Source organism: Nonomuraea sp. NPDC054003, from assembly GCF_055585125.1.
Genome location: NZ_JBVJKR010000002.1, coordinates 20855 through 42931, shown reverse-complemented (window position 1 = coordinate 42931; position 22077 = coordinate 20855). Strand labels below are relative to the sequence as shown.

22 protein-coding genes are annotated in these 22077 nt (G+C 72.8%); 7 read left to right on the top strand and 15 right to left on the bottom strand.

Features of this window, described 5'->3' with window-relative positions; genetic code table 11:
• The first annotated feature begins 11 nt into the window (after nt 1-11).
• Both ACZ6YG_RS04360 and ACZ6YG_RS04355 read left to right on the top strand, forming a co-directional pair.
• A complete protein-coding gene (locus ACZ6YG_RS04360) occupies nt 12-245 on the top strand; it encodes an EF-hand domain-containing protein (RefSeq protein WP_466017195.1) in 234 nt (77 codons plus the stop codon).
• Between the two features lie 54 nt (nt 246-299).
• Nucleotides 300-1685 (top strand): NCS2 family permease, encoded by a 1386-nt coding sequence (locus ACZ6YG_RS04355; protein ID WP_148032907.1) that lies wholly within the window; start codon nt 300-302, stop codon nt 1683-1685.
• On the opposite strand, the gene ACZ6YG_RS04350 is transcribed toward ACZ6YG_RS04355, so the two are convergent.
• The gene (locus ACZ6YG_RS04350) at nt 1682-2548 is read right to left on the bottom strand and encodes an excalibur calcium-binding domain-containing protein (protein ID WP_466017194.1); all 867 of its coding nucleotides are present in this window, start codon (nt 2546-2548) and stop codon (nt 1682-1684) included. The genes ACZ6YG_RS04355 and ACZ6YG_RS04350 overlap by 4 nt on opposite strands.
• 159 nt (nt 2549-2707) lie before the next feature.
• On the opposite strand from ACZ6YG_RS04350, the gene ald reads away from it, so the two are divergent.
• On the top strand, nt 2708-3823 hold the full coding sequence (gene ald / locus ACZ6YG_RS04345) for an alanine dehydrogenase (protein WP_148032909.1): 1116 nt from the start codon (nt 2708-2710) through the stop codon (nt 3821-3823).
• Here the strand turns inward: ald and ACZ6YG_RS04340 are convergent.
• Together ACZ6YG_RS04340 and ACZ6YG_RS04335 are read right to left on the bottom strand one after the other, a co-directional pair.
• On the bottom strand, nt 3816-4271 hold the full coding sequence (locus ACZ6YG_RS04340) for an SRPBCC family protein (RefSeq protein ID WP_364226826.1): 456 nt from the start codon (nt 4269-4271) through the stop codon (nt 3816-3818). The two genes, ald and ACZ6YG_RS04340, sit on opposite strands and share 8 nt — an antisense overlap.
• Nucleotides 4272-4332: 61 nt before the next feature.
• Nucleotides 4333-5043, bottom strand: a complete 711-nt coding sequence (locus tag ACZ6YG_RS04335; protein ID WP_364226823.1) for a DUF3105 domain-containing protein — start codon at nt 5041-5043, stop codon at nt 4333-4335.
• A gap of 122 nt (nt 5044-5165) precedes the next feature.
• Here ACZ6YG_RS04335 and ACZ6YG_RS04330 point away from each other — a divergent pair, with 122 nt between their 5' ends.
• Nucleotides 5166-5795: a DUF305 domain-containing protein gene (locus tag ACZ6YG_RS04330; protein ID WP_466017193.1), complete on the top strand. Its 630-nt coding sequence runs from the start codon at nt 5166-5168 to the stop codon at nt 5793-5795.
• A 73-nt stretch (nt 5796-5868) separates the two neighbouring features.
• Nucleotides 5869-7272, top strand: coding sequence for a phytoene desaturase family protein (locus ACZ6YG_RS04325; protein ID WP_466017192.1), 1404 nt, complete (start codon nt 5869-5871; stop codon nt 7270-7272).
• Between the two features lie 16 nt (nt 7273-7288).
• Here the strand turns inward: ACZ6YG_RS04325 and ACZ6YG_RS04320 are convergent, their stop codons facing one another.
• The 11 genes from ACZ6YG_RS04320 to ACZ6YG_RS04270 all read right to left on the bottom strand — a co-directional run bounded on the left by ACZ6YG_RS04320 (nt 7289) and on the right by ACZ6YG_RS04270 (nt 19902).
• A complete protein-coding gene (locus ACZ6YG_RS04320) occupies nt 7289-8338 on the bottom strand; it encodes a threonine aldolase family protein (RefSeq protein WP_148032914.1) in 1050 nt (349 codons plus the stop codon).
• Nucleotides 8335-8964: an SDR family NAD(P)-dependent oxidoreductase gene (locus ACZ6YG_RS04315; RefSeq protein WP_148032915.1), complete on the bottom strand. Its 630-nt coding sequence runs from the start codon at nt 8962-8964 to the stop codon at nt 8335-8337. Before ACZ6YG_RS04315 ends, ACZ6YG_RS04320 begins: the two co-directional genes overlap by 4 nt.
• On the bottom strand, nt 8961-11036 hold the full coding sequence (locus ACZ6YG_RS04310; protein WP_466017191.1) for a DUF6421 family protein: 2076 nt from the start codon (nt 11034-11036) through the stop codon (nt 8961-8963). Before ACZ6YG_RS04310 ends, ACZ6YG_RS04315 begins: the two co-directional genes overlap by 4 nt.
• Before the next feature lie 86 nt (nt 11037-11122).
• Nucleotides 11123-11782, bottom strand: a complete 660-nt coding sequence (locus tag ACZ6YG_RS04305; RefSeq protein WP_148032917.1) for a response regulator — start codon at nt 11780-11782, stop codon at nt 11123-11125.
• An 89-nt stretch (nt 11783-11871) separates the two neighbouring features.
• Nucleotides 11872-13707 (bottom strand): serine/threonine protein kinase, encoded by a 1836-nt coding sequence (locus ACZ6YG_RS04300; protein ID WP_466017190.1) that lies wholly within the window; start codon nt 13705-13707, stop codon nt 11872-11874.
• Complete coding sequence (locus tag ACZ6YG_RS04295) at nt 13707-15194, bottom strand: tetratricopeptide repeat protein (RefSeq protein WP_466017189.1); 1488 nt, start codon at nt 15192-15194, stop codon at nt 13707-13709. The genes ACZ6YG_RS04300 and ACZ6YG_RS04295 overlap by 1 nt, the downstream gene beginning before the upstream one ends.
• 160 nt (nt 15195-15354) lie before the next feature.
• Nucleotides 15355-16008 carry an adenosylcobinamide amidohydrolase gene (locus ACZ6YG_RS04290; RefSeq protein ID WP_148032920.1) on the bottom strand — a complete coding sequence of 218 codons (654 nt, stop codon included), beginning with the start codon at nt 16006-16008 and terminating at the stop codon, nt 15355-15357.
• Entirely contained in the window at nt 16005-16778 is a 774-nt protein-coding gene (locus ACZ6YG_RS04285) for an ABC transporter ATP-binding protein (RefSeq protein ID WP_466017188.1), read from the bottom strand. The genes ACZ6YG_RS04290 and ACZ6YG_RS04285 overlap by 4 nt, the downstream gene beginning before the upstream one ends.
• Complete coding sequence (locus ACZ6YG_RS04280; protein ID WP_378525118.1) at nt 16775-17806, bottom strand: FecCD family ABC transporter permease; 1032 nt, start codon at nt 17804-17806, stop codon at nt 16775-16777. The genes ACZ6YG_RS04285 and ACZ6YG_RS04280 overlap by 4 nt, the downstream gene beginning before the upstream one ends.
• Before the next feature lie 44 nt (nt 17807-17850).
• A complete protein-coding gene (locus ACZ6YG_RS04275) occupies nt 17851-18819 on the bottom strand; it encodes an ABC transporter substrate-binding protein (protein ID WP_466017187.1) in 969 nt (322 codons plus the stop codon).
• A gap of 198 nt (nt 18820-19017) precedes the next feature.
• Entirely contained in the window at nt 19018-19902 is an 885-nt protein-coding gene (locus tag ACZ6YG_RS04270; protein WP_261808699.1) for a Gfo/Idh/MocA family protein, read from the bottom strand.
• Between the two features lie 49 nt (nt 19903-19951).
• Here ACZ6YG_RS04270 and ACZ6YG_RS04265 point away from each other — a divergent pair, with 49 nt between their 5' ends.
• The gene (locus tag ACZ6YG_RS04265) at nt 19952-21124 is read left to right on the top strand and encodes an MFS transporter (protein WP_466017186.1); all 1173 of its coding nucleotides are present in this window, start codon (nt 19952-19954) and stop codon (nt 21122-21124) included.
• Between the two features lie 25 nt (nt 21125-21149).
• Nucleotides 21150-21734, top strand: coding sequence for a histidine phosphatase family protein (locus ACZ6YG_RS04260; RefSeq protein ID WP_148032924.1), 585 nt, complete (start codon nt 21150-21152; stop codon nt 21732-21734).
• An 11-nt stretch (nt 21735-21745) separates the two neighbouring features.
• Here ACZ6YG_RS04260 and ACZ6YG_RS04255 read toward each other — a convergent pair whose 3' ends face one another.
• Complete coding sequence (locus tag ACZ6YG_RS04255) at nt 21746-22003, bottom strand: hypothetical protein (protein ID WP_148032925.1); 258 nt, start codon at nt 22001-22003, stop codon at nt 21746-21748.
• Nucleotides 22004-22077: the final 74 nt, after the last annotated feature.

The following is a 22077-nucleotide window of genomic DNA, read 5'->3' as shown; positions in this document are numbered from 1 at the left end:
GGAGGACCCTTATGGCTGACGCATGCGAGGCGGCCAAGGCGGAGTTCGAGCGGTTCGACGCCGACGGCGACGGTCTGCTGACGACCGCCGAGATCAGGAAGGCCAACGAGGCCATGGGCGGCCTGGGCGCCTCGGAGGCGGAGATCGAGGCGTTCATCGAGGCCGCCGACCGCGACGGCGACGGCCGGATCGGGCTGGACGAGTTCGCCGCTCTGGTCGGCGGCGGCAGGCACGAGAAGGCATGATCGGTTCCCCCGCCGGGTAGGGCACCGGGCGATCCCCCGCGTCGCTGAAGGGGGATGCCGGTGCTCGACAGGTTCTTCGAGCTGTCCCGGCGGGGGAGCACCGTCGGCCGTGAGGTGCGCGGTGGTGTCACCACGTTCATGGCCATGGCGTACATCATCCTGCTCAACCCGATCATCCTCGCGGGCGCCCACGACGTCACCGGCGCCAAGCTGACCATCGCGCAGCTCACCACGTCGACCGCGCTGACCGCGGCGATCTCGACTCTGCTCATGGGCCTGGTCGGCAACGCGCCGCTGGCGCTGGCCGCGGGCCTGGGGCTGAACGCGGTGGTCGCCTACCAGGCCGCCCCGCACATGACCTGGCCTCAGGCGATGGGCCTGGTCGTACTGGAAGGCGCGGTCATCATCGTGCTGGCCGTGAGCGGCCTGCGCGCGCTGATCATGAACTCGATCCCGCTGGCGCTCAAGCACGCCATCAGCGTCGGGATCGGGCTGTTCATCGCGCTGATCGGGCTGGTGGACTCCGGGTTCGTGACACGCGGCTCGGGCACGCCGGTGCAGCTCGGCACGACCGGCCACCTGACCGGATGGCCGGTGGCGGTGTTCTGCTTCGGGCTGCTCCTGATGATCGCCCTGTACGCGCGGCGCACGCCGGCGGCGATCCTGATCAGCATCGTGGTGACGGCGATCGTGGCGATCGTGGTGAACTCGGTGGCCACGATCGACCAGGCCGACTGGGGGGTGGTGGCGCCGCGGGTGCCCGAGTCGGTGGTGTCGGCGCCGGACTTCGGGCTGGTCGGGCAGGTCGACGTGTTCGGCGGGTTCGTCACGGCGGGCGCGCTGACCGCGACCGTGGTGCTGTTCACGCTGGTGCTGTCGGGGTTCTTCGACGCGATGGGCACGATCATCGGCGTCAGCGACGAGGCCGGGCTCGTGGACGAGCGGGGGCGGGTGCCGCGGCTGGGCCGGATCCTCACCGTGGACGGCGTGGCCGCCATGATGGGCGGGGTGTCGAGCTCCTCGGCGAACACGGTTTTCGTGGAGTCGGCCGCGGGCGTCGGCGAGGGCGCGCGGACCGGCCTGGCGAGCCTGGTCACCGGGGCGCTGATGGCGCTGGCGCTGTTGTTCACCCCGCTGGCCGCGGTGGTGCCCGCGGCGGCGGCCGCGCCCGCGCTGGTGCTGGTCGGGGCGCTGATGATGATGCAGAGCAAGAACGTGCCGTGGGACGATCCGGATCTGGCGCTGCCGGCCTTCCTGACGATCGCGCTGATGCCGTTCACGTACTCGATCACCAACGGGGTGGGCGCCGGGGTGATCGTCTACACGCTGATCAAGGCGGCGCGGGGGAAGTTCGGCGAGATCCCGTGGCTGCTGTGGGTGGTGTCGCTGGTGTTCGCGGCCTACTTCGCGATCGACTGGGTGGGCGGGTTCTTCAGTTAGCGCAGGTCGCCGGAGTTGCAGGCGACGCCGTTGCCGTCGACGTCGGCGTACCACGCGTACTCCTCGTGCGTGCCCTTGGTGTAGGGGCCGAAGCCGGCGGCCGTGGCCTCCTGGCAGCTCGCGAACCGCTGGTCGGGGGTCCGGGTCCCGGTGCCCGTCGTCTGGCCGGTCCCGGCCGGGTCGCCGGTGCCGGCCGGATCGCCCGTGCCGGTGGGGTCACCCGTACCGGCGGGGTCACCCGTACCGGCCGGATCGGTGGAGGCGGGCGGCGAGGAGGGCGGGGCGGCGTCGCCGAGCACGCGGGTGGCCAGCGCCTCGGCCTCCTGCTGGGTCATCCCCGCGATGCTCAGGCTGTCGCCGTCCATGCCCTGGGTCACGATGGGCGCGGCCAGGACCGTGCGCGGCACCAGCACGACGGCGATCTGCCGCTGGTCGGACACCTGCTCGTCGATGAGGTCGACGAGCTTCTGCTTGTACGCGGGAGCGACCGCGATGCGCACCGAGTAGGTGCCGTCACGACCGCGGACCGCCTCGACGGCCTGCACGGCGTTGACCGTGACGCCGTCCTCCAGCAGGTAGCAGGTGGTCTGCGTGTCGTCGAGCGCCGCCTCCTCGCCGGGGCACGGCGCGGCCTTGGTCTCGCGCACGGGGGCGAAGTGGATCGGCGTGGACAGCCGCTGCGGCGGGGCGCCGCCGAGGAGCGGGGCGTCGGGCGTCCGGGTCATCAGGACGGCGACGGTGCCGAGCACGCCGGCGATGAGCACGATCAGGACGAGCGAGACGATCAATATGACGGTGGTGACCTTGCTGGCCCTCGGCGGCCCCGGATCCGCTGCCTTGGGCGGCTCTTCCGCCTTGTCCATCGTCGACGTCCCCATCCTGACTACGGGCTGCGGTGAGCTTATCGAGGACCGGTCGGTGCCGGGTAATCAGCCGAACATTTCTCGAGTTCGTGTTCAGAAGCCGGGGATGGAGAAAGAATTACGGCAACCGCGCGCCTGCCCGGGAAAGGGAGTGTCCTCATGAAGGTCGGTGTTCCCCGCGAGGTCAAGGACGGCGAATACCGCGTGGCCCTCACCCCCGCGGGCGCCCACGAGCTCGTGCGCCACGGCCACCAGGTGTTCGTCGAACGCGGCGCGGGCGCCGGCTCGTCGCTCCCCGACGAGGACTTCGAGGCGGTGGGCGCGGCCATCCTGCCGGACGCCGACGAGCTGTGGGCCGGGTGCGAGCTGATACTCAAGGTCAAGGAGCCGGTCCGGGAGGAGTACCACCGGATGCGCAAGGGCCAGGTGCTGTTCACGTACCTGCACCTCGCGGCCTCGCCGGCGTGCACGAAGGCGATGCTCGACGCGGGCGTCACCGGCATCGCGTACGAGACGGTGCAGACGCCCGGCGGCGGGCTGCCGCTGCTCGCCCCGATGTCGGAGGTGGCGGGCAGGCTCGCCCCGCAGGTGGGCGCGTACCATCTGATGCGCTCGCGGGGCGGCAGGGGCGTGCTCATGGGCGGCGTGTCCGGCGTGCGGGCCGCGCACGTAGTGGTCATCGGCGCGGGCGTGTCGGGCATGAACGCGGCCGCGATCGCCCTCGGCATGCAGGCCGAGGTGCTGCTGCTGGACAAGAACGTCGACAAGCTCCGCCAGGCCGACCTGATCTACCAGGGCCACTGCCAGACGGTGGCCTCGAACACGCTGGAGATCGAGCGGGCGGTGCTGGAGGCGGACCTCGTCATCGGCGCCGTGCTGGTGCCCGGGGCCAGGGCGCCGAAGCTGGTGCCGGACGAGCTGGTCGCGCGGATGAAGCCGGGCTCGGTGCTGGTCGACATCTCCATCGACCAGGGCGGCTGCTTCGAGGGCTCGCGTCCCACCACGCACGCCGACCCGACCTACCGGGTGCACGACTCCGTCTTCTACTGCGTGGCCAACATGCCGGGCGCGGTGCCGCACACCTCGACGTTCGCGCTGACGAACGTGACGCTCCCGTACGCGCTCGCGATCGCGGACCTCGGCTGGGCCGCGGCGCTGCGCGGGGACCCGGCGCTGGCGCTCGGCCTGAGCACCCACGAGGGCCACCTGACCAGCCGCCCGGTCGCGCAGGCGCACCGCCTGGAGTGGACGCCCCCGCAGGAGGTGCTCAGCTAGCCTCCAGCAGCGCCTTCAGATGCGCGTTGCGCCGCACGATCAGCGCCTCCATGTAACGCCCCAGCACCACCGCCTCGGCCACCCGCCCGAGGACGCCCAGCGGCGCCGCGAACTCCACCACGTCACGCATGACCGTGCCCCCGCCGCCGTCATCGGCGAAGCGGTGCTCGTGCCGCCACCTCCGGAACGGCCCGGCGACCTGCTCGTCCACGAAGAACACGGGAGCGTCGTAGGCGCTGATCACCGAGGTCATCCGCCACGCGACCCCGAAGTGCCTGGCCCGCCACGTGACCTGGTCGCCGGGGCCCATCCGCCCCGACGTCACCCCGCCCACGGCCCGCTCCCCCGAGCCCGCCATGGACGCCATGTGGGCCTCCACGGACAGCGACTCCTCGAACACCCGGCGGGGAGCCGCCCGGATCAGCGTCACCACGTCGAACCGGATCACCCGCCCATCCTGCAACGCGAAAGGCCCGGCGGTCGAGGCCGGGCCTTTCGGGAGGATCGGGTTACTGCTGGGACTGCGACGGCTGCGGAGAGGCCGTGTCCATCGGGGTCTGGCTCTGGCCCGTGGGCTCCGGCGGGAGGGGGGCCTGGTCGGCGGTGGTGACGATGGCGTCGGGGCCGCCGCAGGTCGCGCCCGGCTCGGGCGTGTCCGCGCCGTTCTGGTAGCGCTTGATGAACGCGCCCAGCTTCGGGTCGTCAGGGCTGTCGAACTTGTGCTGGTGGTTCCAGGTGCTGGCCACGATCGGCGCCGGGAGCCCCTCGAACGGGCTCATCAGCATGTAGTCCTGCTGACCCGTGCTGGTGGCCACGTCCTTCAGCTTCGCGATCTGGTCGGCGGGCAGGTCGGGACGGTAGGTGATCCAGACCGCGCCGTGCTCCAGCGAGTGGACGGCGTGCTCGCTGTGGATGGGCTTGTCGTAGATGTCGCACTGCTGCCAGTAGTTGTTGTGCTCACCGCCCACGGGCGGGGTCTCCTTGTACGCGACCTTGTTCCAGACATGCTGGCCACCGTCGTACTTGACGCTCACCACGGCGTCGAGCGACGTCTCGCGCGCCTGCTTCACCAGGTAGAAGCCCACCACACCGACGAGCAGGACGATGACCAGACCGCCTGTCCCCCACATCAGGAATGCGGTGCGGCGTTCTTTGCGCTGCTGCTCGGCGCGCATCCTCTGCAGATGCTCCCGCCGCGCCTGCGCCTTCTCCTTTGTCATCGTTCCTCCATCGGCGAACCAACAGGGGTCACTTTATGCCCTCCGGGCGTATGCGGAGAATAAGAGCGTTGTAAGCGTCCGATCACGACCCGCGCGTGGCGATGGGTACGCTGGACAACGCCATGGAAAAGCCCGCTCGTAACTCAATGTTCGCCGTCGTCGCCGTGCTGGTGCTCGTCGCGGCGGCGGCGCTGCTCCTCTTCGGCGGCCGGGGCACCCCCGGCGACAACTCCGCCGAGGCCGGTTTCGCCCGCGACATGGCGACCCATCACGCCCAGGCCGTCGACATGTCGTTCACCATCAGGGACAAGAGCCAGTCCCGGGAGATCAGGTCCCTGGCGTTCGACATCATCAACACCCAGGCCAACCAGCGCGGCATGTTCCTGGGCTGGCTGCAGCAGTGGGGCCTGACGCAGGCGACCGACATGCGGTCGATGGCGTGGATGAGCGGCCACGCCCACGCCTCCTCGGCGCGGCCCGGAGATCCGATGCCCGGCATGGCGTCCGCCGAGGAGCTGGCCAAGCTCCGCGAGCTGGAGGGCACCGAGGCCGAGGTGCTGTTCCTGCAGCTGATGATCCGCCATCACGAGGGCGGGGTGGAGATGGCCGAGGGCGTGCTCCGGCTGTCCGGCCGGGACGAGGTGACCGGCATGGCCCGCAAGATCGTCACCGGGCAGCAGGGCGAGATCAAGCTGATGACCGACATGCTCCGCCACCGCGACGCGCAGCCGTTCCCCTCGATCCTCGACTGACCTCTCGCGGGCCCCGCTTCGGGGTACCTCAACACGGCAGGGGACTCGGGTCCGATGAGCGGGGGGCGGGCGGGTGAGCGTTGACGCGGTCGTGGTGGGGTCGGGGCCGAACGGGCTGGTCGCGGCGGTCAAGCTGGCCGAGGCCGGGCGGCGGGTGCTGCTGCTGGAGGCGGCCGACGCGTTCGGCGGCGGGCTGCGGTCGGCGGAGCTGACGCTGCCGGGCCTGGTCCACGACGTGGGCGCGACCGTGATGGCGATGGCGCTGGCCTCCCCCGCCCTGCGCGACCTGGAGCTGAAGGGCGTCGAGTACGCCCACCCGCCGCTGCCCGCCGCCCACCCGCTGGACGACCGTCCCGCCGTGCTCGTGCACCGTGACGCCGGCCGTACCGCGGCGGGGCTGGGACGCGACGCGGCGGCCTGGCGGGCGACGGCGGGAGCGGCGGCGAGAGCCGGGTTCCCGCTGGTGGACCTGCTGCTGCGACCGCTCGGGCCATGGCCGGCGGGGCTGGCCCGGCCGTCCGCGCTGGCCGCGGCGGCCCGGTTCGGCGCGGCGGCGGCGCTGCCCGCGACGACGCTGGGGCGGCTGGCGTTCCGCACCGTGGAAGGGCGCGCGGTGCTGGCGGGCATGGCCGCGCACTCCCTGCTCGACCTGCGGGCGCCGATCACGAGCGGCTACGGGCTCATGCTCGCGGCCACGGCCCACCTGGTCGGCTGGCCGGTGGTGCGGGGCGGCTCGCAGCGGCTGGCCGACGCCCTGGTGGCGCGGCTGCGCGAGCTGGGCGGCGAGGCGGTGACCGGCCACCGGGTGCGGCGGCTGGCCGAGCTCGACGCGGAGACGGTGGTGCTCGACGTTTCGCCGCGCCAGTTCCTCGGGATGGCCGACCTGCCGCCTGCTTACCGCGACCGGCTGGCCCGGTTCCGCCACGGGCCGGGGGTGTTCAAGCTGGACTGGGCGCTGGACGGGCCGGTGCCGTGGCGCGACCCGGCGGTGGCGGGGGCGGGCACCGTCCATCTGGGCGGCACGATGGAGGAGATCGCGCTGAGCGAGGCGGAGACGGCCGCCGGCCGCCACTCCCCCAGGCCGTACGTGCTGCTGGTGCAGCCGTACGCGGCGGATCCGACGCGGGGCGGGCACACGCTGTGGGCCTACTGTCATGTTCCCAACGGCTCGACCGTGGACATGACAGGCCCGATCGAGGCGCAGATCGAGCGGTACGCGCCGGGCTTCCGCGAGCGGGTGCTGGCCCGCCACGCGATGGGGCCGGCCGAGCTGGAGGCGGCCAACCCCAACCTGGTCGGCGGCGACATCGGCGGCGGGCTGGCGAGCCTGGGGCAGTTCCTGAAGCGGCCGGTGTGGTCGCCCGCGCCCTGGCGCACCCCGCTGCGGGGGGTGTTCCTCTGTTCGGCCTCGACCCCGCCGGGGCCCGGCGTGCACGGGGTGGGCGGCTGGCAGGCCGCCCGCCTCGCGCTCCGCTGACGTGCCGTCCCCGGGCTCAGGCGCCGAGTTCCTCCGCGAGTGCGGCGGCGAAGGCGTCGACGTCGTCCTCGGTGGTGTCCCAGGCGCACATCCAGCGCACCTCGCCGGTGGACTCGTCCCAGGTGTAGAAGCGGAAGCGCTTCTGCAGCCGGGCGGTGACGTCCTTCGGCAGGATCGCGAAGACCGCGTTGGCCTCGACCGGGCGCGGCACCTCGACGCCGGGCAGGTCCCTGACGGCCTCGGCGAGCCGCCGTCCCATGGCGTTGGCCCGGCGCGCGTTGCGCAGCCACAGGTCGTCCGTGAGCAGCGCCTCGAACTGCGCCGAGACGAACCGCATCTTGGACGACAGCTGCATGAACGTCTTGCGGATGTAGTCGACGCCGGTCGCCGCCCCGGGGTTGAGCACCACGACCGCTTCCCCGTACAGCAGCCCGATCTTCGTGCCGCCGAAGGAGAGCACGTCGACGCCGGCGTCGGTGGTGAGCGCCCGCAGCGGCACGTCGAGCGCGGCGGCGGCGTTGGTGAGGCGGGAGCCGTCGAGGTGGACGAGCAGGCCGAGGTCGTGCGCGTGCGCGCAGATCGCGGCGATCTCGCCGGGGGTGTAGACGGTGCCGAGCTCGGTGGTGTTGGAGATGGACACCACCTTGGGCTGGGCGCGGTGCACGTCGCCGAACCCCCACGCCTGCCGGTCGATCAGCTCGGGGGTGAGCTTGCCGTCGGGCGTGGGGACGGTCAGCAGCTTGATGCCGCCGGCGACCTCGGGGGCGCCGCCCTCGTCGGTGTTGATGTGGGCGGTCTCGGCGCAGACGACCGCCTCCCAGTGGGCGGTCATCGCGCGCAGCGAGACGACGTTGGCGGCGGTGCCGTTGAAGACCGGCCAGGCCCGCGCCGTGTCGCCGAAGTGTCGCCGGAAGACCTCCTGCAGCGCCTCGGTGTAGACGTCGTCGCCGTAGGAGGTCTGGTGGCCTCCGTTGGCGTCGGCGATGGCCTGGAGGATCTCCGGGTGCACTCCGGCGTAGTTGTCGCTGGCGAAGCCCTTGAGCCGGGGGTCGTGCCGGACGGTCACGTGGTGAGGTCCAATCTGGTGCCGTTGAGCTGGGTGGCGGGCTGGTCGTAGAGGCGGCCGATCGCCTCGGCGAGGTCGCGCACGTCGGTGAACCCGGCGAACGCCGCCTTCGGCTTGGCCGCCCGCATGGCGTCGTTGACCAGGGCCTTGACGACGAGGATGACGGCCGCGGACGAGGTGTCGCGCAGCGCGTCGGCGAGCGAGAGGGTCCACGCCTCGGCGGCGGCCTTGGCCGCGGCGTACGGGGCGCCGCCGGCGGTGGGACGCTGGGCGGCCTTCGCGGAGACGATCACGAACCGGCCGTTCGCGCTCTTGCGCAGGAGCGGCTCGAAGGCCAGCGAGACGTGCTGGAGGGTGCGGACGAGCAGGTCGTGCAGCGTGTCCCAGTCGGCGAGGTCGATCTCGGCGAAGGTGGACGCGCCGCGCCAGCCGCCGACGAGGTGGACGACGCCGTCGACGTGGCCGTGCTCGGCCTCGACGCGGGCGGCGAGGGCCTCGACGGCGGCGCGGTCGAGCAGGTCGACGTCGTGCTTGTCGACGCCGATCACGGTGTGGCCCTGCTTGGCGAAGTGTTCGCGGACGGCGGCGCCGGTGGGGCCGGCGGCCCCCGTGACCAGAATGATCATGCCCTGATCCCCCTCGTCGACTCGACCACATCGGCCAGCTTACGGCGCAGCGCCTCGTAGAACATGCTCAGGGGGAACTCGTCGGGGAGCACCGCGTCCACCTTCGCCTTCTGCTCGGCGGGCAGCGCGTCGGCGCCCCTTGCCCAGAGGGAGGACGGGTCGGGCGCGACGTAGGCGCTCACCAGCTCGTGCGCGGCCAGCCAGTGGGCGACCTTGGAGCGGTCGATGCTGTCGCGGTAGAGCTTCTCCACCTCGCCGCGCAGGTCGGCGACGCCGCCGGCGACCCGGTCCCAGTCGACGGACAGGCGGTTGTCGGTCCACCGCACGATGTCGTTGCGGTGCAGGTAGGCGAAGAGCAGCTGGCCGCCGAGCCCGTCGTAGTTGCGCACCCGGGGGCCGGTGATCGGGAACCGGAACAGCCGGTCGAACAGGATCGCGTGCTGGACGTACCGGGCGTGCGGCACGCCCCGCCGCTCCAGCTTGACGGCCTCGCCGAACGCGGTCAGGTCGCAGCGCAGCTCCTCCAGCGCGTACAGCCAGTACGGCATCCGCTGCTTGATCATGAACGGGTCGAACGGCAGGTCGCCGTGGCTGTGGGTGCGGTCGTGCACGAGGTCCCACAGCACGAACGTGTCCTGGGCGAGCCGTTGCGAGGCGAGCAGGCGGGCGGCGTCCGGCGGCAGGTCGAGCTTGAGCGTGTCGACGGCGGCCCTGGACACCCGGCGGAACCGGGCGGACTCGCGGTCGGCGAAGATGCCGCCCCAGGTGAAGCGGGCGGGCGCCTGCCGGACCGCGACCGTCTCGGGGAAGAGCACGGCCGAGTGGGTGTCGTAGCCGGAGGTGAAGTCCTCGAACGCGATCGGCACGAACATGGGGTTGTCGTAGCCGCCGGCCTCCAGCTCGGCCAGCCAGTCCGGCCAGATCGTACGGATCCAGACGGCCTCCAGGTTGCGGTCGGGGTTGCCGTTCTGGGTGTACATGGGGAACACGACGAGGTGTTCGAGGCCGTCGACGCGCTGGGTGTCGGGGTGGAACCGGTCGAGCGAGGCGAGGAAGTCGGGCACGCCGAGGTCCTGCCCGGCCCACCGGGCGAGGTCGTCCTGAACGGCTTCGAGGTACGCGGCGTCGTGCGGGAAGTGCGGCGCCAGCTCGCCCACCTTGGCGGCGACGGCGGCGACCAGTTCCTTGGCCCGGCCCTTCTCCTCCGGCACCGACCCGTCCTTGACCTGGAGCGGCCGCAGCTCCTCGACCAGGGCCTTGAGCTCGCCGAACAGCGCGGCCTTGGGACCGGACCCGGCCGCGGCGGCCGGCGCGTCGGCCGGCACGCGGGCGGCCCAGGTGATGACGTTGCCCCACAGCGTGCGGTGGTCGTAGTCGTCGATGGAGTCGTCGCCGAACAGGTCGGAGTCGGCGAACACCACGACCCTGCCCTGCCCGTACGGGAGCGCCACGGCCAGCGGCGCGCCCGCCGGGTCCGCGTCAGGGGAGGTGGCGAACAGGACGGTGGCGTCCTCGGCGGTGGCGTCTTGGGTGGTGAGCACGCCGGAGCGGTAGAAGCAGGCGGCCTTGACCCCGGCGAGCAGCCCGTCGCCGGTGGCGGGCGGGGCGACGACCCAGGAGGCGACGCCGCGGTGGGCGTGGCGCGGGTCGCGCACGGTGGTGTGCTCGACGGTCACGCCGAAGCGGGCGAGCAGCTCGGCCAGGTTGTTGCCGTACTTGTCCTGCTCCTCCTCGGCCAGCACGACGAGCCCGCCGCCCTCGGCGACGAAGTCACGCACGGCGTCCAGCTCCCGCGGGGAGAGCAGCGGGCCGCCCCCGCCGGTGGTGCGCTCCCAGCGCTCGCCCGCCGGGTGGGCGATGACCAGCACGTCGTGGTCGCGGAGCGTTCCAGGGTCGAGCGGGCCCTCGGCGTGGGCGGTCACCGTGTGCCCGAGGTGGCGCAGCAGCTCGGCGGCGCGGGCGTAGCTGGAGTCGTCGGGGTGTGCGGGGTTCACGGCCTCGGCGACCTCGCGCCGGATGGTCCACGACTCGCTGTGGGCCTCGTCGAACAGCACCCTGGGGAACGCGTGCATGAAATATCTCCTGTCGCTACCGCCTTATGACGAAAAATATACACATACGACCCGAATCCCCCGCCAAACCCTCTCGCATGCTGAGATCAGGCCGCGGTGCCGGGCCGCACCACGCCCGACTCGTACGCGAACACGACCGCCTGCGCCCGGTCGCGCAGGGCCAGCTTCATGAGCACCCGCGCCACGTGCGTCTTGACCGTGGCCTCGCCCACGTACAGCTGCCCGGCGATCTCGGCGTTGGTGAGCCCGCGGGCGAGCAGGCGCAGCACCTCCAGCTCGCGCGGCGTCAGCTCCGACAGCCTGGGCGACGGCGTCGGCTCCGACCGGCCCGCGAACGAGGCGATCACCCGGCTGGTGACGGCCGGGTCGAGCAGCGCGTCACCGGCGTGCACGATGCGGATGGCCTCGATGAGCTGCTCCGGCGGCGACACCTTCAGCAGGAACCCGCTGGTGCCGGCGCGCAGCGCCGCCCACAGGTTCTCGTCGGTGTCGAACGTCGTCAGCGTGATGACCTTCGGCGGCGACGGGGTCTCGAGCAGTTCCCTGGTCGCGCTCAGCCCGTCGAGGCGCGGCATGGAGATGTCCATCAGCACGATGTCCGGCCTGACGCGCCGGGCCACGGCGATGGCCTCACGGCCGTCGGCGGCCTCGCCGACGACCTCCATGCCCGGGTCGCTCTCCACGACCATGCGCAGCCCTGCCCTGACCATCGCCTGGTCGTCCACGATCACGATTTTGATGCCCACAGCTTCCGAAGGGTAAAGGTCGCGGGAGCTCGTGAACAGCCGCCGAACAGGCAGGTCAAGCCGTACGCAAGTCAGGTGCAAGCGGATGGTCAGGAGACCTGCACGCTCTGGCGCACCCGCACCTGGGTCTCGTCGTCGCAGCGGTGCTGCGCGCAGAAGTACAGGACCAGGACCGGCTTGGGCCGGTGGGCGATGACGTAGCTGACGAAGCCCAGCTGGTTGCCGCTGTTGCGGTCGCGCAGGGTGCCGTCGTAGCGGGTCGCGTCGCTGTTGCCCGCCCGGTCGGGCACCGGGGCCGTCACCTGGACCTCGCCCGGCAGCAGGCCCTCCATCATGGCCTTCATCTCTTCACGGGAGGCGCCCGGGTCGAGCGTGTCGGACACCTGGACGTACACGCCCACGGCGTTCTCCGGGTCGCCGGTGATGACCTTGTTCACCTGCGACCAGTCGGCGCTGGCGCCGGAGACGAACATCGACTCGAACTCGGCGGCCCGCGGCGAGGCGATCGCGAACAGGTCGGCGTGCGTGCGGGCGGTCCAGCCGGCCGGGTACTCGAAGGTGACCGGGGCGGCGGCGGTGTCCTGGAAACGCGTCCACGACTCGCCGCGCTGCATGAAGACGATCATCACGACCAGCGCCAGCGCGGCGACCGCCGCGGTGAGGGTGGCCGCGACGATGGGCAGCCTGCCGGGGCGGCGTGCGGGGCGCGCGGACACGCCGGTCCCCGGGCCCGTCGCCGGCCCGCTGCTGCCGGGTCCGGTGTGCGGCCCCTCCCCGTAACCGTACGGGGAGCCGGGATGGGGCCCGGAGTGCGGGCCGGAACCGGGACCCGTGCCGGGACCGGAGTGCGGGCCGGAACCAGGACCGGGACCGTAGTGCGCGCCCGGACCGGGGCCGACGCCGACGGGCCGCGCGCCCGAGTGCGGGCCGGAGTGCGGGCCGGAGTGGGGACCCGAATGGGGACCAGAGTGCGGGCCGGAATGGGGACCCGAGTGGGGACCCGAGTGCGGGCCGGAGTGGGGACCGGAGCCGTAGCCGGTGCCCGGGCCGGTGCGGGGGCCGGTGAAGGCGCCCGAGTCGGCGGGCGAGCCGGTGATCGCCTCGCGCAGCGCCACGATGAACGCCGCGCAGGACGGGAAGCGCTGCTCGGGCGCCTTGGCCAGGGCCCGCATCATCACCCCGTCGACCTCCAGCGGCAGCTCAGGCCGCAGCTGCGTCAGCGGCACCGGCTGCTCGGCCAGGTGCGCCCACAGCAGCGCGATGTCGTTGTCGCGCTGGAACGGCAGCCGCCCCGACAGCCCTTCGTACACCACGCACGCCAGGGCGTACTGGTCGGCCCGGCCGTCGATGTGCTCCTTGTTGATCTGCTCGGGCGACATGTAGCGGGGCGTGCCGATGAACTGGTCGGTCTGCGTCAGCCCGGAGATCGACGTGCGGTGCTTGGTGATGCCGAAGTCGGTGAGGTAGACGTGGTCGGCGGCCAGCAGGATGTTGGCCGGTTTCACGTCGCGGTGGATCAGGTCGTGCGCGTGCGCGGTGTCGAGGGCGGCGGCCACCTGGGCGAAGATCCTGGTGCCCTGGTCGAGCGGCAGCGGACCCCGGTCGTAGATGAGCCGGCGCAGGTCGAGCCCGTCGACGTAGCGCATCGCGATGTAGAGGACGCCGTCGGCGTCGGCGTTGGCCTCGTAGATGGGGATGATGTTGGGGTGCTCGATGCTGGCGACCGTGCGAGACTCCAGGATGAACCGCTGGCGGAACCGGTCGTCGACGCTCAGCACCGGGTTGAGGATCTTCAGGGCGACGCGGCGGCTCAGCCTCGGGTCCAGCGCCAGGTAGACGACGGCCATGCCGCCCTTGCCGATGATGTCCTCGACGTAGTAGCCGGCCACCTCCTGACCGATGAGCGCCCTGTCGTTCACGTGCATCACGACGTCTCGATGGGCTGGCCACAGTAGCCGCAGAACCGGTGCGCCTGGCCGAGCCGCATGCCGCAGGCCGTGCAGAACTTGACCGAGGACTCCTGCGCGGTCAGCACCTGCTGCTGCTGCTGCGGGACCGCCGTGAACTGCGGCGATCTGCGCACCATGACCGTCTGGTCGGCGCCCTCGTCGTACGCCTGCTGCGGGGGCACGAGCGGCGGGGCCTGCCCGTGGTCGTCGGCCCGGTCTCCGGCCCGGTGGCGCCGCCACAGCAGGAACGCGCCCACGGCCGCGGCGAGGAACAGCACGCTCGCCGCGACGATGAACGGCCACAGCAGCGGGCCGGAGGAGGCCGGCGCGACCGTCCGCTTGGTGCCCTCGTCCTCCGGGCCGCCCCGCTTGGCGAGCGCGACCTTGAGCAGGTCGGCGGCCACCACGTTGCCCGGGTAGAGCTCCAGGACGCGCTGGAAGCCCGGCGCGGCCTCGGTGTAGTACTTGGTGTGGTAGCGGGTCAGCGCCGCCTCGAAGGCGGCGTCGATCGCTCCCCTGCGCGCCGCGATGCCGGCCTTCGACAGGGTCGAGGTGATCTCCCGTACGCCGATCATCTTGGCTTCTTTGCCGCCGCCGATGAGCAGCCCCACGACGTGGCCGTCCTTGTCGCCGATGACGGGGGCGCCGGCCAGGCCGCGGTCGGCCAGGCCGCCCAGCTTGGCGGGCTCGTCGACCTTCTTGTCCGGGTCGCCGAACGGCCGGCCCTTCTCGCCGGCGCCGCCGCCCTTGCCCAGGTGGGCGATCTCGACGGTGGTCTGCACGTCGGGGCCGGGTCGGCCGAGGAAGCCGGCCACGCTGGTGGGCGCGCCCTGCTGGTCGGGCACCTGCTCGGCGAGCGGGGCGGTGGGCATGCCGACGCTGCCGACGGCGCGGGCGACGGGCATCAGCACGGCCGGGGCGTCGGGGCCGGAACCGGCCCGCACCAGCTCGGCCTTGAAGCCGTCGGTGTCGGCGGGCGAGACGTTCGGGAAGATCGTGATGTCGGTGGTGACGTCGATGATGCAGGTCGCGGTGGACCTCTTCGGCGGGTAGCAGTCCTTGAGGTGGCGGTCGAGTATCGGGTCGTCGTCCACCGAGTGGCGCTTGTCGTCCTGCGGGACCTTCACGTCGTGGTGCTCGGCGAACACCTTGTTGGCCGCCCTTACGGCGACGTCCTCGTCGTCGGTCTTGACCACGCTGGTGAGCGTGACGATCGCGCCGTCGGGGTTGACGACGATGCCGGTGCCCTGGCCGATGGGGAAATCGTAGGAACGCTCCACGTGACGCAGCTGGCTGACGTGGTCGAGGAGCGTGATCTCGACGTGGGAGACCGCCTCGACGCGCACCACGGCGGGGGTCACCAGATCGGTGATGCCGCTGGGATGCTCGTGGGCCGTCGCGGGTATGGCGAGCAGGGCGACCGTCACCACGACACCGCCCGCCAGCACTGTGAGACGTGCCATCACCGCTCCCGCACGAAGGGTCAGAACAAGGGTCCCAATCACCTGTCGTAAGTCAATAGATCCGCGTGTGACGAAGCGGTTGCAGTACTTCCCCCGACGCATGAACCCCTCACGTGGCCCTATCGCGCGAAAGCCGGGCGGCGTTACACCTTGTTCAAGATCAACTCAGTTCGGTCCCCGGCTTCCGGTAACCGGGACGCCACGACACCGCGCCCTGCCTGACGGCGGCGTGGACGGCGCGGGCCAGCCGGGCGCCCCACTCGGAGCGGGGCCCGCAGAACAACTCCTGCGGGCCGGAGTCCGGCACGGCGAGGCAGACCGCGTCCGAAGCGGTGCCGGTGCACGGGTAGCCCGCCTCCAGCAGGGCCTGCGTCTTGGCCTCGGTCATCGTCATGACGGCGTTGACCAGGGCGGCGTCCGTCATCGCCACCGGCAGCGTGGCGACGATGTTGACGGTGCCGACCATCGGGGCCAGCTCCGGGTCGGCCGCGCCTTCGGGGGCCGCCGCCCAGGTCGGGACGCGTAACCCGACCGTGGCCACCGCCTCGGCCCCGCCGTCGGCGGCGCTGGTGTAGCGGTCGACGGAGGCCGCCGTCATCATGCCGACGCCGTCGCCGCCCGGCCCCAGCCCGGCCAGGTGGTCGACCGGGTCCATGCGCGCGTAGCCGGCCACGACCTGGGCGTTGAGCACCCATGTGCGCGGCCCGATGCCGCCGCCGAGCATCGCCGAGGAGATCATCCGCCAGCCCGGCCCGAACTCCCACAGCAGCGACCCGAGCCGGTCGCCGTCCTCGACGCGGTAGCCGAGCTTCACGTCTCTCCCCTGACCAGGTGTACGACGGGCCGCCCGCCGGGGCCCTGCTCGATCATGACACGGGCGTCGAAGTGCTCGCCGACGAGGGCGCCGGTGAGCACCTCGGCCGGCCTGCCCCGCGCCACGGACCGGCCGCCTGCCAGCAGCAGGAGCGTGTCGGCGTACTGGCCGGCCAGGGTCAGGTCATGCAGCGTGGTGATCACGGTGAGGCCGTCGGCGGTCCTCAGCCGGTCCACCAGCTCCAGCACCTGCTGCTGGTGCCCGAGGTCGAGCGCGGTGGTGGGCTCGTCGAGCAGCAGCACCGGCGCCTGCTGGGCGAGCGCGCGGGCGAGCACCACCCGCTGCCGCTCGCCGCCGGACAGCTCGCCGACCCTGCGGGCGGCGAACCCGGTCAGTCCCAGCCGCGCCAGCACGCCCGCGGTGATCTCCCGGTCCCGGCGGCTCTCCCGCCCGAAGTACGGGATGTACGGGGTACGGCCGAGCAGCGCGTAGTCGAAGACCGTCATGTCGGGCGGCAGCGCGGGGGTCTGCGGCGCGTAGGCGACCAGCCTGGCCCGCTCGCGCGGCTTGAGCCCGCTCCCCCGCCGGTCGTCGAGGACCACCTCGCCCCGGTGGGCGAGCACGCCCATGACGGCCTTCAGCAGCGTGGACTTGCCGGCGCCGTTGGGCCCGACGACCGCGAGCCACTCGCCCCGCGACACGTCGACGTCCACCCCGTCGAGCACCTCGCGCCCGCCGAGCCGTACCGACAGCTCCTTGACCCGGATCATGTGGCGGTCCCCCGCGTCATGCGCAGCACGGCCACGAAGAACGGCGCGCCCACGAACATGGTGACGACTCCGATGGGCAGCTCGGCGGGGGCGATGACGGTGCGCGCGAGCAGGTCGGCGAGGACCAGGAACGCGGCGCCGCCGATCAGCGACAGTGGCAGCACGCTGCGGTAGGAGCCGCCGGCCAGCCGGCGCACCGCGTGCGGCACGACGATGCCGACGAACCCGATGAGCCCGCTCACCGCCACCGCCGCGGCCGTGGCCAGGGAGGCGGCCAGCAGCACCACGAACCTGACCCGGGTGGCCCGCACGCCGAGCGCCCCGGCCTCCTCGTCGCCGACGGCCAGCACGTCGAGCATCCGCCCGTGCGCCAGCAGCACCGCCGCGGCGACGACCGCGTACGGCAGCACGAGCCGGACCTGCTCCCAGCCGCCGCCGACGTCGCCCAGGATCCAGGAGTAGACGCGCCGCAGCTCCTCCACCCCGAGCTGCTGCACGAACGTCTGGATCGCGGTGAGGAACGAGGTGACGGCCACCCCGGCCAGCACCAGCGTGGCCGTGCCACCGGTCCGGCCGGCGGCGCTGCCCAGCCCGTAGGCGAGGAACACGCCGCCGACCGCGCCCGCGAACGCCGCGACGGGGGTGGTGAGCGCGGACCCCGGCAGCAGCACGACGGCCACGGTCGTGGTCAGCCCGGCCCCCGCCGCGGCGCCCAGCAGGTAAGGGTCGGCCAGCGGGTTGCGGAAGACGCCCTGGTAGCCGGCCCCGGCCATGGCCAGCAGCCCGCCGACCACGGCCGCCAGCAGCACCCTGGGCAGCCGCAGCTCGTACAGCAGCCCCTGCTCGACGGGCGTCAGCCCGGCGTCGGCCGACACCAACGGCAGCCAGTCGGCCACCTGGAGGACGACCTGCCAGGGCGCGATGTCGGCGGCGCCGCCCAGCAGGCCGGCGATCATGACGACGGCCAGCAGCGCCAGCGCCCCGGCCAGCCACACCGGCCGGGCTCTGGCGGGCTTGACGTGCGCCACCGGGTCCCGCCCTTCGGTCCTCCCGGTGGCCTGCTCGGCGAGCACTATTCGGAGGCCGCCTTCGCGACCGCGTCGCCGACGGTCCGCGCCAGGTCGGCGACGCGCGGCCCCCAGCGGGAGGCGATGTCGTCGTCGAGCTCGATCACCAGGTCGTTCTTGACGGCGGACAGGTTCTTCCAGCCGGGCCGCTTGGCGAGAGCCTCCTTGTTCTGCTGGCAGCACTTCACGTCCGCCAGGAAGATCAGGTCGGGGTCGGCCTGGGCGATGAACTCGGTGGACAGCTTGGGGTAGCCGCCCGCCGCGTCCGGGGCCTTGTCGGCGATGTTGGTGAGGCCGAAGATGGCGTAGATCTGGCCGATGAAGGTCGTGGACGTGGCCGCGTACGGGGTCTGGTCGAGCTCGTGGTAGTAGGTCAGGCCCTTGCCCTTGGGGGCGTCGGCGGCGAGCTGGTCCAGGGTGGTCCGCATGGTGGTGACCACCTCCTCGGCCTTCTCCAGGTTGCCGGTGGCCGCGCCGAGGTCGGTGATCTCGTCGTACGCCTCGTCGAGGGTCTTGGCGGACGGCTCCCACAGCACGGGGACGTTCAGCTTGGCCAGCCCGGCGATCACCTGGTCCATGTCGTCGGAGACCACGACCAGGTCGGGCTTCTGGGCGACGATGGCCTCGACGTTCGGCTTGAAGCCCGACAGGTCGGTCCTGGGGGCCTCGGGCGGGTAGTTCGACTGGTCGTCGACGGCGATCACCTGGGGGCCGGCGCCGATGGCGAACAGCGTCTCGGTGTGGGCCGCCGACAGGGAGACGATCCGCTCCGGCTTCTTCTCGATGGTGATCTCGCCGTTGGCGGCCTCCACCGTCACGGGGAAGCCGGCGCCGGCCTGGCTGGAGGCGGGCTGACTGGAGGAGGGCTGGCTGGTGGCGGGGGCGGAGGTGGCTGTCGTGCCGGTCTGGCCGCATGCGGCCAGGACGAGCGTTCCCAGCAGCGCGCCCGCGAGCGCCTTGCGTACGGGCCTCACGAGTAGTCCTTTCACACTGTCGGAACCGAGAGACCCGCGATGAGCGACGGATCACCCTTTTCCACGAGGGTTGATGACGTCACGCAGAGGCAGGCGACCTGGCTATGACAGTTGCGGGACAGCGCCGGACTCGCACCGGACTTCGCTGCAGCACTGCGCGTCGGACAAACGCTATCAATCCTCCTGGAGGCGCCCGCGTCAAGGGGTACGGAGCTGTGATTCCGCTTCTTCGAGCACCTCCTGGACGCGGAGGCCGCGCGCGGCGTCGAGCGGGTGGCCGCCGCCCTGCCGCACCGTCCTGGCGAACTCCTCGGCCACCCGGGGCAACGCGTCGCCGCCGCCGGACCCGAGCACCGCGACGCCCTTCCCGCCGTACACGGCCACGCTCGCGGGCGGCAGGTCGCCGACGGCGGCCTGGCTCAGCGACACCTCGCTGACCGCGCCGCCCTCGTGCTCCAGCAGCAGCCCCGCCCAGCGCAGCGGGTCGCCGTGCGCGCGCACCCCGGTGATCCGGCCGAGCGCGGCGTCCATCAGGTCCACCATGTGCGGCCCCGCGTCGAGCAGCGCCCCGCGTTCCAGCCGCCACGGGGTGGCGAACGGGTGGTCGCCGACGAGGGAGCCGGAGATGTTGGCCGCGTGCCCGCCGAACGGCTCGATCTCCCGGCACCGGTCCAGGAAGGCCCGGGTGCCGGCCGCGTACCGCAGGGTGAGGACCATCTGGCTCGGCACGCCCGACTCGGCGACCGCGTCGGCGACCCGGCGCGCGCTCTCCAGGGAGTCGCCGAGCGGCTTCTCCAGCAGCAGCGCCTTGCCCGCCCGCGCGGCACGTACCGCCAGCTCGGCCTGGACCGCGGGCGGCACGCAGAACGCGACCGCCTCGCACGCGTCGAACAGCTCCTCCACCCGCTCGAACACGGGCGCGCCGAGCCGCGCGGCCGCCTCGGGCCTGCGCGCCCAGACCCCGGCGAGCCTGGTGTGCGGGCCCGCGGCCAGCATCGGCGCGTGCGCCATCTCCGCCCACGGGCCCGCCCCGACCAGACCGACCGCCACCGGCTCCATCGCGATCCCCTTTCGCACGATCATGAGTCGATTCGTGACCCTACTCGAAGGGCCTCGGTGGGAGGATGCCGTGATGATCACTTCCAGCCGGCCGCTCGCCCGCTATGTCGCGGGCGGCACGGTCCTCCAGATGGCCTTGTGGGCCGACGCGAGCCTGGTCGGTGTCACCCTCATGTTCCTGGGCGAGGGAGGCTTCCAATCCCTGGGGCTGGTGATCCTGCCGGCCGGGCTGCTGGCGTTCCTGCTGCCGGTGCCGATGGGGGTGCTCGTGGACCGGGCGGCACGCCGGTCGGCGCTGGTCTGGTCGGGGGTGGCGGGGGCGGTCGCGCTCGGCTCGCTCGCGGTCGCCGCCCTGGCCGGCGCCGTCACGACGGCTCACGTCATGCTGGCGATCGGGGCCGTCACCCTGGTGGCCGTCACGGGCGCGCTGGCGCTGGAGGCCTATCTGCCGGCGGTGACCGGTCGGCACCGGTTCGTCCCGGTCAACGCGTGGCTGTACGGGATCGCGTCGGTGGGGACGTTCGGCTTCGCCGTCGCCACGGGGCTGCCGTCCACGGCGGCCGTCGTGGTCGTGCTCGTGGTGCCGGCGGTGGGGTTCGCGGTCTCGGCGCTGCTGTTCCGGTACGTGGACGTGCCCGAGGATCCGGCGCCGCCGAGGGAGGGGGTATGGCCGGAGGCGGTGGCCGGGGTGCGGTTCACGCTCCGGCATCCGGTGCTCGCCGCGATCGCCGGCTATCTCGTCGCGCTGGCGGCCCTGGGGCAGCTGATCGACGCCCCGCGGCCGGACGGGCTGGCGGACGGATGGGACCTCGTCACCATGCTCGCGCCGCCCCTGGTGGGCGCGCTGGCCGCGGTCATGCTGCACCGCCGCGTGGGCGCGCTCCGGCTGGCGTGGTTCGCCGTCCTCGCGACCCAGCCCTTCGCGCTCCTGCTCGCGTTCCCGTCCGGGGCCGCCGGATACGTGCTCGGCCAGGCGCTGCCGCTGGCCGGCGCGGCGACGGCGGCGATCGCGCTGCTCAGCCACCGGCAGGCGATCACGCCGCCCCGGCTGCTCGGCCGCTCGGGCGGCACGCTGGTCATGCTCGTCGCCCTGGCGGCGACCGTCGGGTCCGTCCTCGAGACCCTGCTCGCCCTGGCCGGCGCCGGCCGGTCGTGGCTCGCCGTGCCGGCCACCGCGGGGGTGCTGGCGGCGGCCGTCCCGCTCCTCAGGGCGAGCCGGTCCGAGCAGGGCGCCCCGGCCACCTGAAACCGGGGTGGCGGATGATGGACCCATGGACGAGATGGTGTTGCTCCGCCACGGCGAGACGGAGTGGAGCAGGACGGGCAGGCACACCGGCCGGACCGACGTGCCGCTGACCCCGCGCGGCGAGGAGCAGGCCAAGGCGCTCATCCCGGTGCTCGGGGAGAGCCCGTCCGAGCTGGTCGTGGTCTCGCCCGCGCGGCGCGCCACCCGCACCGCCGACCTGGCCGGCCTCAGCTCGTACGAGGTCGATCCGGATCTGTGGGAGTGGGACTACGGCGGCTACGAGGGCATCACCACCCCCGACATCAGGAAGGACCGGCCCGGCTGGTACCTGTGGCGCGACGGCGTCCCACCGGGCGGCACCCCGGGCGAGAGCGCCGCCGAGGTGGGCGCCCGCGCCGACCGGGTGATCGAGCGGTGCCGGCGGGTCCACGGGCGGGTGGCGGTGGTCGCGCACGGTCATCTGCTGCGCGTGCTCACCGCGCGCTGGCTGCGCCTGCCCCCGGCGGACGGCCGGCTGTTCAAGCTGGACACCGGCACGTACTCGCGGCTGGCCTTCGAGCACGGCGAACCGGTGATCAGGACCTGGAACGCGCCGGTCGGCGGGGTCTGACCAGCACCGGCTCAGGCTTGCGCCTGGCCAGGCTGCGGGCCGCGCCCGGTCAGCCACTCCAGGACACTGCGGTGCCCGCGGGTGGCGTCCTCGAAGTGGCCCCAGCGCCAGTAGCGCGGATGGTCCCTGATGCCGGTCACCCAGGTCCGGTACGAGACCGAGCCGCCGGAGGCCGCGGGCGCCACGCCGTAGGTGCGGATCACGACCTTGCCGCCGGGCGCGAACAGCACGTCGTCGGCGATCGGGTAGAGCGTCGTCTGGTCGAGCATGACCCGATCCTGCCCGGAGGAGTCGGTGGGGCCGTTACGCCTCCGGCGCGGCCCGGTTAAGCGGGCCCGCCGGA

Excerpts from the sequence above, each read along its gene's own strand:
- ACZ6YG_RS04360 (WP_466017195.1), top strand. The coding sequence starts at position 12 with ATGGCTGACGCATGCGAGGCGGCCAAGGCGGAGTTCGAGCGGTTCGAC.
- ACZ6YG_RS04355 (WP_148032907.1), top strand. The coding sequence starts at position 300 with ATGCCGGTGCTCGACAGGTTCTTCGAGCTGTCCCGGCGGGGGAGCACC.
- ACZ6YG_RS04350 (WP_466017194.1), bottom strand. The coding sequence starts at position 2,548 with ATGGACAAGGCGGAAGAGCCGCCCAAGGCAGCGGATCCGGGGCCGCCG.
- ald (WP_148032909.1), top strand. The coding sequence starts at position 2,708 with ATGAAGGTCGGTGTTCCCCGCGAGGTCAAGGACGGCGAATACCGCGTG.
- ACZ6YG_RS04335 (WP_364226823.1), bottom strand. The coding sequence starts at position 5,043 with ATGACAAAGGAGAAGGCGCAGGCGCGGCGGGAGCATCTGCAGAGGATG.
- ACZ6YG_RS04330 (WP_466017193.1), top strand. The coding sequence starts at position 5,166 with ATGGAAAAGCCCGCTCGTAACTCAATGTTCGCCGTCGTCGCCGTGCTG.
- ACZ6YG_RS04315 (WP_148032915.1), bottom strand. The coding sequence starts at position 8,964 with ATGATCATTCTGGTCACGGGGGCCGCCGGCCCCACCGGCGCCGCCGTC.
- ACZ6YG_RS04310 (WP_466017191.1), bottom strand. The coding sequence starts at position 11,036 with ATGCACGCGTTCCCCAGGGTGCTGTTCGACGAGGCCCACAGCGAGTCG.
- ACZ6YG_RS04300 (WP_466017190.1), bottom strand. The coding sequence starts at position 13,707 with ATGCACGTGAACGACAGGGCGCTCATCGGTCAGGAGGTGGCCGGCTAC.
- ACZ6YG_RS04295 (WP_466017189.1), bottom strand. The coding sequence starts at position 15,194 with ATGGCACGTCTCACAGTGCTGGCGGGCGGTGTCGTGGTGACGGTCGCC.
- ACZ6YG_RS04285 (WP_466017188.1), bottom strand. The coding sequence starts at position 16,778 with ATGATCCGGGTCAAGGAGCTGTCGGTACGGCTCGGCGGGCGCGAGGTG.
- ACZ6YG_RS04270 (WP_261808699.1), bottom strand. The coding sequence starts at position 19,902 with ATGATCGTGCGAAAGGGGATCGCGATGGAGCCGGTGGCGGTCGGTCTG.
- ACZ6YG_RS04265 (WP_466017186.1), top strand. The coding sequence starts at position 19,952 with ATGATCACTTCCAGCCGGCCGCTCGCCCGCTATGTCGCGGGCGGCACG.
- ACZ6YG_RS04260 (WP_148032924.1), top strand. The coding sequence starts at position 21,150 with ATGGACGAGATGGTGTTGCTCCGCCACGGCGAGACGGAGTGGAGCAGG.
- ACZ6YG_RS04255 (WP_148032925.1), bottom strand. The coding sequence starts at position 22,003 with ATGCTCGACCAGACGACGCTCTACCCGATCGCCGACGACGTGCTGTTC.